At 51.5% G+C, this 12297-nt stretch carries 11 protein-coding genes; 3 read left to right on the top strand and 8 right to left on the bottom strand.

Translation table 11 applies throughout. The features are described from left to right. Positions 1-159 precede the first annotated feature (159 nt). The gene (gene purL, locus AZF00_RS07400; protein ID WP_008247491.1) at positions 160-4047 is read right to left on the bottom strand and encodes a phosphoribosylformylglycinamidine synthase; all 3888 of its coding nucleotides are present in this window, start codon (positions 4045-4047) and stop codon (positions 160-162) included. Positions 4048-4188: 141 nt separating this feature from the next. Between purL and mltF the strand changes: the two genes are divergently transcribed. Next, positions 4189-5640, top strand: a complete 1452-nt coding sequence (gene mltF / locus AZF00_RS07395) for a membrane-bound lytic murein transglycosylase MltF (RefSeq protein ID WP_008247489.1) — start codon at positions 4189-4191, stop codon at positions 5638-5640. Between the two features lie 81 nt (positions 5641-5721). On the opposite strand, the gene AZF00_RS07390 is transcribed toward mltF, so the two are convergent. The 6 genes from AZF00_RS07390 to rpsP all read right to left on the bottom strand — a co-directional run bounded on the left by AZF00_RS07390 (position 5722) and on the right by rpsP (position 9591). Continuing rightward, on the bottom strand, positions 5722-6492 hold the full coding sequence (locus tag AZF00_RS07390) for a DsbC family protein (RefSeq protein ID WP_143829327.1): 771 nt from the start codon (positions 6490-6492) through the stop codon (positions 5722-5724). Positions 6493-6581: 89 nt separating this feature from the next. After that, positions 6582-7475 carry a site-specific tyrosine recombinase XerD gene (gene xerD, locus AZF00_RS07385; protein ID WP_040802681.1) on the bottom strand — a complete coding sequence of 298 codons (894 nt, stop codon included), beginning with the start codon at positions 7473-7475 and terminating at the stop codon, positions 6582-6584. Positions 7476-7590: 115 nt separating this feature from the next. Beyond that, positions 7591-7953 (bottom strand): 50S ribosomal protein L19, encoded by a 363-nt coding sequence (gene rplS, locus AZF00_RS07380; RefSeq protein ID WP_008247482.1) that lies wholly within the window; start codon positions 7951-7953, stop codon positions 7591-7593. A 48-nt stretch (positions 7954-8001) separates the two neighbouring features. Continuing rightward, positions 8002-8742, bottom strand: a complete 741-nt coding sequence (trmD, locus tag AZF00_RS07375) for a tRNA (guanosine(37)-N1)-methyltransferase TrmD (RefSeq protein WP_008247480.1) — start codon at positions 8740-8742, stop codon at positions 8002-8004. A gap of 54 nt (positions 8743-8796) precedes the next feature. Beyond that, positions 8797-9270: a ribosome maturation factor RimM gene (rimM, locus tag AZF00_RS07370; RefSeq protein ID WP_335338876.1), complete on the bottom strand. Its 474-nt coding sequence runs from the start codon at positions 9268-9270 to the stop codon at positions 8797-8799. A 72-nt stretch (positions 9271-9342) separates the two neighbouring features. Further along, positions 9343-9591 carry a 30S ribosomal protein S16 gene (gene rpsP, locus AZF00_RS07365; RefSeq protein WP_008247469.1) on the bottom strand — a complete coding sequence of 83 codons (249 nt, stop codon included), beginning with the start codon at positions 9589-9591 and terminating at the stop codon, positions 9343-9345. A 116-nt stretch (positions 9592-9707) separates the two neighbouring features. On the opposite strand from rpsP, the gene AZF00_RS19700 reads away from it, so the two are divergent. Next, the gene (locus AZF00_RS19700) at positions 9708-9836 is read left to right on the top strand and encodes a hypothetical protein (RefSeq protein WP_257722011.1); all 129 of its coding nucleotides are present in this window, start codon (positions 9708-9710) and stop codon (positions 9834-9836) included. Between the two features lie 81 nt (positions 9837-9917). On the opposite strand, the gene ffh is transcribed toward AZF00_RS19700, so the two are convergent. Then, entirely contained in the window at positions 9918-11291 is a 1374-nt protein-coding gene (ffh, locus tag AZF00_RS07360; protein WP_008247467.1) for a signal recognition particle protein, read from the bottom strand. 203 nt (positions 11292-11494) lie between these two features. On the opposite strand from ffh, the gene AZF00_RS07355 reads away from it, so the two are divergent. Continuing rightward, a complete protein-coding gene (locus AZF00_RS07355) occupies positions 11495-12280 on the top strand; it encodes a cytochrome C assembly family protein (RefSeq protein WP_008247465.1) in 786 nt (261 codons plus the stop codon). Positions 12281-12297 lie beyond the last annotated feature (17 nt).

Raw genomic sequence — 12297 nt, 5'->3', positions numbered from 1 at the left:
CGGTGTCCGTTTAACACTGGGCGAGACACCCCTAACACCCACATTACGAGACCTTCACACGCTCGCTATTTTCCCTTAGCAGAAAATAAAATCTCAGCGTGTGTGAAGATCTCTACATATATTAAAAGGCCGGTAAAAACCGGCCTCTTTTTATTAAACTTATCCCACCCAAACCCGAGCATTGCGGAATAAGCGCATCCAGCCGCTGTCCTCTACCGAGTTATCCGCGATCCAAGAATTCTGCACGGTGCGGAAAACCCGTTCGGGGTGAGGCATCATGATGGTTACGCGACCATCGGCACTACTGGCACCGGCAATACCTGCCGGAGAACCATTCGGATTGGCCGGATACTGCTCAGTCACCGCCAAATGATTATCAATAAATTGCAGCGCAACTTTACCAGACTGCTGCAAATTGCCAAGCTGAGTCGCATCTGCAAACTCCGCGCGCCCCTCCCCATGCGCAATGGCCACTGGCAAGTGAGAACCAGCCATGCCCGCAAGTAATATGGAGGGTGATTCCGGAATTTCAAGCTGCGCGACCCGCGCCTCGAACTGTTCTGAGCGGTTGCGCACAAAACGCGGCCAAAACTCAGCGCCAGGAATCAGCGAATGTAAATTCGACATCATTTGACAGCCATTACAAACACCGAGGGAAAAAGTGTCGTCGCGCTGAAAATAGGCGGCAAATTCGTCCCGCGCCCGAGCATTAAACAAAATTGTTTTTGCCCAGCCCTCACCCGCGCCCAGCACGTCACCATAAGAAAAACCGCCACAGGCCGCTAAGCCCTTAAAATCGGCTAGGCTTACACGGCCACTGAGAATATCACTCATGTGTACGTCAACCGCGCTGAAACCAGCACGGTCAAAGGCCGCCGCCATTTCCATTTGGCCGTTAACGCCCTGCTCACGCAGTATCGCGACTCGTGGCCGCACACCCGTTTTAATATAAGGCGCAGCAACATCCAATTGCGCATCAAAACTGAGCTTGCTGCTCAAACCGGGATCAGCCTCAATCAGGCCGTCGAACTCTTGTTGCGCGCATTCAGAATTGTCCCGCAGTGCCTGCATGCGATAGCTCAATTCCTGCCACTTGCGATGAAAATCTAAGCGCTGGCCATGCAACACGACGCTACCGGCAAAACGCATCTGCACATCGTTCCCCGCTACTGCGCTACCGATATTTTGAACCAAATCGCCTAGACCGTGCTCGGCAAATATCGCCATTACATCGCTAAGATCACTGGCCCTAACCTGAACCACTGCACCAGCTTCTTCCGCAAACAAGGCGCCATGAACCGTGCCACCAGAGCCGAGATCGATATCTAAACCGCAATGCCCCGCAAAGGCCATTTCCAGCAAAGTGATTGCAGTTCCACCGTCAGAGCGGTCGTGATAGGCAATTATTTTTTTGTCTTCTAGCAATTGCTGAATGGCATTAAAGAAGCCCGATAGCAATTTAGGATCGTCAATGTCCGGTGCGGTATCGCCAATCTGCTGATAAACCTGCGCCAAGCAAGAGCCGCCGAGGCGCTGCTTACCTGCGCCGAGATCAATCAACAGCAAGGCGGTATCGCCCAAATCGGTGCGTAGTTGCGGAGTAACCGTCTTGCGCACATCACTCACCGGACTAAATGCAGTGATAATTAGGGACATTGGTGCGGTGATGGCTTTATCGGCTTCATCCTCACGCCAAGTGGTGCGCATTGACATGGAGTCTTTGCCGACAGGGATGGTAATACCTAACGCCGGGCAAAACTCCATACCAACGGCTTTCACGGTATCAAACAGCACTTCGTCTTCGCCGCCGTAACCCGCCGCACACATCCAGTTGGCCGACAGCTTTATATCTGAGAGCCTTTCTATGCGCGTGGCAGAGATATTGGTGATAGCTTCGGCTACCGCCATCCGACCAGAGGCTGGGCCATTAATTAGGGCTAGCGGCGTGCGCTCGCCCATGGCCATGGCCTCACCGGCGTAGGAATCGTAACTCACTGTGGTTACTGCGCAGTCCGCCACCGGTACCTGCCAAGGGCCAACCATTTGGTCACGATGGACCTGACCGGTAATTGAGCGGTCACCAATGGTAATTAAAAAGCTTTTACTGGCGATGGTCGGCAGTGCCAGCAAGCGATCCAAGGCTTCATCTATTTTAATAGCCGCGGGCTCAAAGCTCGGTAAGCTTAGCTTTTGGCGATTAAATTCCCGGGTCATCTTTGGTGGCTTACCAAACAAAATCGACATCGGCAGATCGACGGGATTATTGTCAAAGTGGGTATCGCCAAGACGCAGACGTTTATCAATAGTCGACTCGCCAACAACCGCGTAGGCCGCACGTTCCCGCGCGCAGATTTCTTCGAATACCGCTAAATCTTTCGGCGCAATCGCCATGACATAGCGCTCTTGGGACTCGTTACACCAGATTTCCAGTGGCGACATACCCGGCTCGTCATTAGGCACTTTGCGCAGTTCAAAATTACCGCCACAACCGCCGTCTTTCACCAGCTCAGGAAAGGCGTTAGACAAGCCTCCAGCACCAACATCGTGGATAAAGGCAATGGGGTTGTTCTCACCCATAGCCCAGCAGCGGTCAATCACCTCTTGGCAACGGCGCTCCATTTCTGGGTTTTGGCGCTGTACGGAGGCAAAGTCGAGGTCTTCAGTGGATGCACCACTGCTCATAGATGAAGCCGCGCCGCCACCCAAGCCAATCAACATTGCAGGGCCACCCAAGGCGATTAATTTATAACCGGCGGGAAATTCAGTTTTAAGCACATGCTCGGCTTTTACATTACCGTAGCCGCCAGCGATCATAATAGGCTTGTGATAACCACGCCGCTCTTCGCCATTGGCACCAAAGGCATTTTCTTCAAAGCTGCGAAAGTAACCACAAAGATTGGGGCGGCCAAACTCATTATTAAAGGCGGCGCCGCCAATGGGGCCTTCCAGCATAATATCGAGGGCAGACACAATGCGACCAGGCTTGCCGTAGTCGGCTTCCCAAGGCTGCTCGTAACCGGGCACCCGCAAATTGGACACGCTAAAGCCAGAGAGCCCGACCTTGGGCTTGGAGCCCCGCCCTACCGCACCCTCATCACGAATTTCGCCACCAGAACCGGTACCTGCACCAGAAAAGGGTGAAATCGCCGTGGGGTGATTATGGGTTTCAACCTTCATAAGAAGATGAATATCTTCTTCGTGGTAAGTGTACTCGGCCGTACCCGGCTCAGGATAAAAACGTCCCGCACGATGCCCTTTAACCACGGCCGCATTATCGGAATAAGCGCTTAATACGTCTTCGCCACCTAACTGGTAGGTGTTTTTAATCATACCAAATAGGGAGTGAGACTGAGCCTCACCATCTATTGTCCAGCTGGCATTAAAAATTTTGTGGCGGCAGTGTTCAGAGTTCGCCTGGGCGAACATCATCAACTCAACATCACTGGGATTACGCCCCAATTGCAGGAAGCTCTCCAGCAAATAGTCGATTTCGTCTTCGGCTAAGGCCAAGCCCAATTCACTATTCGCTGCAACTAAGGCGTCTCGACCACCGACAAGCACATCCACCGCCTGCATTGGCTTAGGAGCTTGGCGGCTAAACAATACCTCAGCGCCCTCCGGACTGGTCAAAACCGTCTCGACCATGCGGTCATGAATCGCCGCCAACAAGGCCCTGCGCTCGCCATCTTCCAGAGGCGCGGAAAGATCAACGCGGTACAAAACCCCGCGTTCAATACGGGCAATCATATCAAGCCCGCAATTGCGGGCAATATCACTGGCCTTACTCGACCAAGGTGAAATAGTACCGGGTCGCGGCACCACAAAGAAGCTCAGGCCATCACTCTCGGCAAATGCGGCGCGGGGCCCATATTGCAAGAGTTGGCTTAATACTGCCGTGCGCTCACTATCGAGCGCCACCGCGGTATCGACCAAGTGAATATATTGAGCGCTCAGTCCGCGCAGGCTGGGAATATCACCTGTCAAACTGGCCACTAATTTAGCTATGCGAAAATCTGAAAGCGCCGGAGCACCTGGAATAATGAGCATTCGGGGCGACAACCTTGATCGAATGGATTGAAGCCGGCCATTGTAAAGGAAATACGCGGGAAATTTTATCCCAAATACTCTTTATGGTGCGATCAATCGCTAAGCGATACAATCGAGCCCCAGATTCTCGGAGCATCACACTTGCTAGATTGCCCCAAAACACGACGATTTCTGCTGCGCGCCCTGCTGCCAGTGCTTTTTATCGGCCTTTTTACGCACTGCAGTGAAAATAGCGACAGCCTGCAAAAAATTCGTGAAGACGGCGTTTTACGGGTAGTAACACGCAATGGCGCCACTACTTATTATGAAAGCCAGGGCGCACCAGCCGGTTTTGAGTATCAATTGGCCCACGCCTTTGCCGAGCACTTAGGGGTAAAACTGCAAATTATTCCGGTAGTCGGGCTCGACGAAGTGTTTGATAGCCTGGCCAATGGCAGCGCTGATATCGCTGCTGCAGGCCTAAGCATTACCCCTGAACGCCAAGACTCGCTTGTATTTGGCCCAAGCTACTTAAGCGTCAAGCAATTTTTTATCTACAACCGCGATGTAAATGACCCTATAAAAGGCGCGGAAGACTTAATCGGCAAGCAAATTCGAGTATTAGGAAATACCGCCCACGTCAACTTATTGAACGAATTAAAACAAACTCACCCCGACCTAACATGGGCTGAAAGCCGAGATTTTGAAACCATTGACCTACTTGAACAGCTCGCCGATGGCCAAATCGACGTGACAATCATCAATTCCAATGAGTTTTACGCCAACCGCGCCTTTTACCCCAGCTTTCGCATCGGCTTTAGCGCCGGCAAGCCCCGCAAGCTGGCTTGGGCTATGCAAGCAACACCCGCCAATGCAGGGCTAACCAAGGCCGTTGCTGAGTTTTTTAAAGTCATGATTGACAACGGCAAATTGCCGCGTCTCGTGGAGCGCAACTTCACATTCAATGAACGCCGCACATTTATTAACACTCACGCGTTCCTCCAACTAAAAGAAGAGCGGCTGCCAGAAGTAAAGGGCATGATCGAGCAAGTAGCTATTGAATACGACCTAGACTGGCGATTACTTGCCGCCATAAGCTACCAGGAATCCCACTGGAACCCGGACGCAAGATCGCCCACCGGGGTCCGAGGCATGATGATGCTCACCCGCGCCACCGCTGAAGAACTCGGCGTGGATGACCGCCGCGACCCCATGCAAAGCCTTAGAGGCGGTGCTCGCTACTACAAGAAAATGCTAAGTCGACTGCCCGGCTCAATAGAGAGCCCGGATCGTAGCTGGTTTGCCCTCGCCGCCTACAATATTGGCCTTGGCCACGTTGAAGACGCACGGGTCATCACCGAACAACTGGGCGGTAACCCCAACCTATGGAATGACGTCCGCGAAAATTTGCCATTATTGCGCCAAAGAAAATGGTTTAAGCCCACTCGCTACGGCTATGCGCGCGGTGACGAAGCAGCGCGCTATGTCCGCAATATTCGCGATTATTATTCACTGCTAACTTGGGATGAGCTGAACCGTTATCGCGTGCCACCGCCACGCATAGCCGCAGACTATTTACCCGCAGAATTAAACCGTGGTTTCGACGCCATGTAAGCTGGTAAAGCCGATATCTGAACTGAGTAGTCCGACAAAAGGTAGCTCTCACGTGCGAAAGCTACCTAAGAACACTGGAAGTTAACGAAGTACCATCGGTATAAGCTGAGCAGCAGGCTTGTAGCCGGGAATCAAACTGCCATTCTCTAGCACAATAGCAGGCGTCCCGGTAACACCCATTGCCGCCCCCAACTGATACTGAGCAGCGATGGGGTTATCACACTTCTTCGGCGTAACAAAACCGCCACTTTTTAAGGCATCCATTGCGGCATTGCGATCATCAGCACACCACGCCGATGCCATTTTGTCATAGGTTGGAGTTCCCAAACCTGCGCGGGGGTATGCCAAATAGCGAACCTCAATTCCCGCCGCATTCAGCTGCGGAACTTCTTGATGCAACTTCTGGCAGAACCCGCAATCCACATCGGTAAAGACATAAATCGCGCCCTTAGCCTTTCCTTTAGGGCTAAAGATGATCATATCTTCCCGCTTAACCTCACTAAGCCACTCTTGACGCTGTGGCGCGAGCTTTTTCTCGGCAACACTCTCAATTCCCGCAGCGCTGATTTCAAACATATCACCGACGATAAAATATTTACCATTTGCACTGGCATACACCACCGGGCCGTTTTGCATGGTCACCAAATAAAGACCCGGCAATTCTTCGCTGGCGACAACTTTACTAATCACAATATCAGGACGGGTGACTTTAAAAGAAGCCCTAATGGCAGTTTCGGCTGCCTTATCTACCACTACACTGCCAGCATTGACCTGCATCGCAGGCAGTATTAGCCCAGCTAAAACAATCGCCCACAAAGCCCCACCGGCAATGCGCTTATTTAAAATATTCAAATAATTTCTCCAAAAAATAATCGTAGTACTGCCAAACCAGTATTTTAAGAAACCCTTCAAGACAACAAGTTCAGTCACCCCAGGCAGCTCTAACCACGTGGATGATGCATGCTGTGCAAGGACTTCATCCGCTCCCGGGCAACATGAGTATAAATCTGTGTTGTACTCAAATCACTGTGACCCAGCAATAATTGCACGACCCGCAAGTCAGCGCCATGATTTATCAAATGTGTTGCAAAAGCATGACGCAAAGTATGCGGAGAAATCTGGCTGCTAAGCCCTGCATTCAAAGCATGATACTTAACGCGATGCCAAAAAGTCTGCCGGGTCATCATTTGCCCGCGACGACTAGGAAACACCACATCCGGCGCGGTTCCAGCCGCGAGCAAACTCGGCCGCCCGGCGCTCATAAACCGCTGTATCCAAAGACTTGCTTCTTCGCCAATGGGGACCAAACGCTCTTTATTACCCTTGCCAACGACCCTCACCAAGCCCTGAGATAAGCTAAGTTGAGCAAATTTTAAACCCACCAGCTCTGTAATACGCAAGCCCGAGGCATAGAGCAACTCCAACATGGCCTTGTCGCGTAATTCTAGGGGATCATCGGTGTTTGGCGCAGCCAGTAAAGCTTCAACATCTTGCTCGCTCAACGACTTGGGCAAGGGCCGCCCCAGCTTAGGCGAATCAATGTCCAGCGTTGGATCTGCCGCTATACGCTGCTCGCGGCACTGCAGCCGATAAAAGCCGCGCAAGCAGGATAACATCCTCGCTGCGCTGCGAGCAGAGAGCTTCTCGGCCCGCTGAGCGCCGAGATAGCTCAAGACATCAGCCTTGCTTATAGACAGCAAACTCTGACCGCGAGATGCCAGCCAGTCGCTAAAGGCCTGTAAATCCTGACGGTAGGCCGAAATTGTATTTGCACTCAAGCCCTTTTCTAGCCACAAGCTATCTGCATAGAGCTCAATAATATGGGTATCCTGCATTCTGGGGTCCATACCGCCAGCAACCTCGGCTTTGCAAAAGTAAACTCGGAGTTTTCGCTCATCCTAAAACAAAAAAGGCAGCCAATGGCTGCCTTTTTTTATCGCAAAAGAAAGTTTACGCTTTAGCGCCAAGCTTTTCTTTAATACGTGCTGCACGACCGCTCAGTTCACGCAAGTAGTACAGTTTGGCTTGACGAACGTCGCCGCGACGCTTGACTTGAATGCTTTCAATCAGCGGGCTGTAAGTCTGGAAAGTACGCTCTACACCAACGCCGTGGGAGATTTTACGTACGGTGAAAGCCGAGTTCAGGGCACGGCTACGAATGCCAATGACAACACCTTCGAAAGCCTGCAGACGCTCACGTGCACCTTCCTTAACTTTCACTTGGACAACAACGGTGTCACCGGGGCTGAAATCTGGCAGCTCTTTGGTGGACTGCTCTGCTTCCAGTGCGGCAATAATTTTGTTGGTGCTCATGGCATGCTCCTAAATTCAAAGGTTTGTAGCTTCGCAGCTAGATGTCAATTAATCGTCAAGCTCGCGGACAAATTCCGCCAGCAGTTTATTTTGTTCGTCGCTCAGTTCTACCTGTTCAAGTAAATCTCTGCGCCGCAACCATGTCCGACCCAGTGACTGCTTCAGCCGCCAGCGTCGTATCGCTTCATGATTACCACTTAACAGCACGTCTGGCACCGCCATGTCTCGGTAGTGCTCAGGCCGCGTGTAGTGCGGACAATCCAGCAAACCATCGGCAAAAGAATCTTGCTCTGCCGACAAATGATGACCCAACACACCCGGCAATAAACGACTTAATCCGTCAATCATTACCATGGCCGCTAACTCACCACCACTTAATACATAATCGCCAATCGACCATTCTTCATCGACTTCGCTGTCAATCAGGCGCTCATCCACACCTTCATAACGGCCCGCTAACAATACCAGCGAAGGCTTTGTCGCCAACTCAGCCAAACCAGCCTGCGTTAGCGGTCGCCCCTGGGGTGACAGATAAATCACTGTCGCCCCCGGCGCTACCGATGCCTTTGCAACCGCAATGGCACGCTGCAGCGGCTCGGTCTTCATCACCATACCTGGGCCGCCCCCATAGGGCCGGTCATCCACTGTTTGGTGACGATCCGTGGTGTAATCTCGAGGATTACAACACGTTATACTGAGCAAACCGTTCTGAACTGCTCGCCCCGTAACGCCGTAATCGCGCACTGCGGCAAACATCTCGGGAAACAGGCTAACCACCGATATTTCCACGACACTGTCCCCTATGGCCCAGCCTCGTTGGCCTAGCACCTTTGCCCCGTTTAACTAGAACTCAGGATCCCAGTCCACCGACATGATCTTGGCGTCAAGATCGATATCTTTTACAAACTGCCCCGGAACATAAGGAATCAAACGCTCCTTATCATCAATGCTGCCAGCGCACTTACGCACCACCAGCACATCGTTGGCACCTGTTTCGAGAAGGTGATCCACCTCACCCAATAAACAGATGTCACCGGAAGCCAGCAGCGTATTGACCTTTAGGCCAATCAACTGATGCCAATAATACTCATCACCTTCCAGCACCGGCAAGGCGTCATCAGCTACAGCAAGTTCTAAACCACAATATGCAGCAGCTGCATCGCGATCATCCACGCCCACCAAGTGACCGACTATGCCTTTGCCGTGAGGCCGACACTCGTCAAACTCGGCGCGCTGCCACTTTCCAGACCTGCAAAAGTAAACATCGCTGTAGCCAAAAAAATTACTTAGCGGGTCGGTGAAAGAATGTATCTTCACCCACCCTTTCACCCCATAAACCGCTGTAATCTTAGCGATTATCACCCGGCCTTGCGGGGCAAGCGCTGACATTTAAGCGACAGCAGATGCGTCTTTCAGCAACTTTGCAACGCGATCAGACACTTGCGCGCCTTTAGACACCCAGTGTTCAACGCGTGCGTTATCAACACGTAGACGCTCTTCATTGCCACGGGCAACTGGGTTGAAAAAACCAACGCGTTCAATAAAACGGCCGTCGCGTGAAGTGCGGCTGTCAGTAACTGTCAGATGATAAAATGGGCGTTTTTTAGAACCACCACGTGCCAAACGAATAATGACCATTCTTGTTCCATTTCCTAGCATTTGGGCAGGCAAAAAACGCCTGCTTATCGAAAAATTCGAAGCATTTACTGGCCGAAGCCATAAAGGCGCGGAATTATAAGGGAATTAAGTGATATATGAAACACTTAGCGCAGTTTTTCTTCCAAGGCGACCGCCCTAGGCAATATCATCGCGACAATATCGAGAAAAAATTACGCACTCAAAACATCAAACCCTTAATTATCAACACCTTAAGAATCAATTAAGAGATTAAATCTAGCTATAGCACACCGTTAATTCCACGAGAGAATTAACGGTCTTTAGGCGCTACTCACTGAGCAAAGACATCACATACCAGGAAAACGACCACCACCGGGTGGCATCATCCCACCCATGCCACGCATCATATTGGTCATTCCACCCTTTTGCCCCATCTTCTTCATCATTTTAGCCATCTGCTTGTGCTGCTTAAGCAAACGGTTCAAATCCTGAATCTCAGTACCTGACCCCATGGTAATACGGCGCTTGCGGGAGCCATTGAGCAAATCCGGGTTGCGGCGCTCAGCCGGAGTCATGGAGTTGATAAGCGCCTCCATGCGGGTAAACATTTTATTGTCAATCTGGCTTTGGGCCATTTGCGCCATATTGCCCATACCCGGCAACTTATCCAGCAAACTTTTCATACCACCCATATTCTGCATCTGCTGAAGCTGATCACGCAGATCCTCCAGATCGAATTTTTTACCCTTTTTAAGCTTTTTGGCGAGCTTTTCGGCCTTGTCTTTGTCGAGCTTAGACTCGGCCTCATCAATAAGCGACAGCATATCGCCCATCCCGAGAATGCGCGATGCAATGCGGTCTGGGTAAAAGGGGTCAAGTGCATCAGTCTTTTCACCAACACCCATAAACTTGATCGGCTTACCGGTAATATGACGCACCGACAGGGCTGCACCACCACGGCTATCCGCATCGGCCTTGGTTAAAATCACCCCCGTCAGAGGCAAGGCCTCGCCAAAGGCCTTAGCGGTATTAGCCGCATCTTGACCGGTCATGGCGTCTACCACGAACAAGGTTTCAACCGGATTAATCGCCGCATGCAGGTCTTTAATTTCGGTCATCATATCGGTATCGATATGAAGGCGACCCGCGGTATCTACAATCAGCACATCGTAAAAACGCAGCTTCGCTTCGGCTATCGCCGCTTTAGCGATATCGACTGGCTTTTGCTCGAGATTACTGGGGAAGAATCCCGCGCCCACATCCGCCGCGAGGGTTTCAAGCTGTTTGATTGCCGCAGGCCGGTAGATGTCCGCACTAACCACAAGCACTTTTTTCTTGTGCTTTTCTTGCAAGAATTTAGCGAGCTTGGCAACCGAGGTGGTTTTACCTGCACCCTGCAAGCCCGCCATCAAGATGACGGCTGGCGGCTGAGTTGCCAAATTCAGGGCTTCATTTTTAAGCCCCATGATTTGCTCCAGCTCCTGCTGGACGATTTTAATGAACATCTGGCCAGGACTAAGACTTTTACTGACCTCCTGCCCAACTGCGCGACCGCGCACCGCGTCGACAAAATCTTTTACCACTGGCAGCGCGACATCGGCCTCGAGCAAGGCCATGCGCACATCACGCATAGCGTCACTGATATTGTCGTCGGTCAAACGCGCCTGACCAGTAACATGGCGCAAGGTTTGCGATAGACGTTCCGTTAAACTCTCAAACATGCGTGAACTCTCTTAATATCTTTGATTCTGCAGAAGGTTTCAGGGAAAACGTGGTTCAAGTCGACATTATTGCGCGAACCCGCTTACAATCTTACCCACTTGTGTACTTCCGACTTACACGATAGCGCAGCAGTATAACCGAGTCTCAAGGCAGACCCAACGCTCAGTACACACATCAACGACATATTGGCCATACTGAACCTATGAATCTATACAGCAGCATCGCAGCCATCACGCTCTATCTTGTTGCCGCGGGTATCCAATACCGCTTAATAAACACCCCCATAAGCTACCGCAGCCTAGCGCCGGGCTTAATGGCAACCGTCTGCCACGCCCTCGCGGCATTTACTGCCATATCCACTCCTGTCGGCATGGATCTAGGCGTTATTCAGGTGCTATCCCTTATTACATGGCTAATCTGTGTCATCACCCTCAGCGCCAGCTTGCGCCGCCCATTACACAATTTATTAATAGCCCTATACCCCCTCGCCGCCATTAGCTTAACCGCCGAACTTCTCATACCGGGTAAGCAGCAATTCTTACAACACCAAAGCCCCGGCGTATTAAGCCACATACTATTGTCCATACTCGCCTACAGTATGCTCACCATTGCCGCCGTGCAGGCCATTGTTCTCGCTTTGCAAAACCGCATGCTGCGCGACCACCGCCTGAAAGGCCTACCGAGTATTTTGCCGCCACTTCAAACCATGGAGGCGATGCTTTTTGAGCTAATTTGGGCTGGATTCGTACTGCTAAGCCTGGCCATTATTACTGGCGCCGTCTATGTAGACGACATTCTTGCCCAACACCTGCTGCACAAAACCGTGTTTTCAGTATTATCTTGGGTGCTACTTGCGATTTTATTATGCGGTCGGGCGGCCTTAGGTTGGCGCGGCAATATCGCCATACGCTGGACACTGTGGGCCTTTGCCTGCCTATTACTGGGCTACCTTGGCACCAAAATTGCGCTATCACTAATCATTCATTAATACCGAAGCCGAGATTA

Origin of the sequence: Zhongshania aliphaticivorans, from assembly GCF_001586255.1 — a bacterium.
Taxonomy (GTDB): domain Bacteria; phylum Pseudomonadota; class Gammaproteobacteria; order Pseudomonadales; family Spongiibacteraceae; genus Spongiibacter; species Spongiibacter aliphaticivorans.
This window is presented reverse-complemented; position numbering and strand designations above follow the sequence as displayed.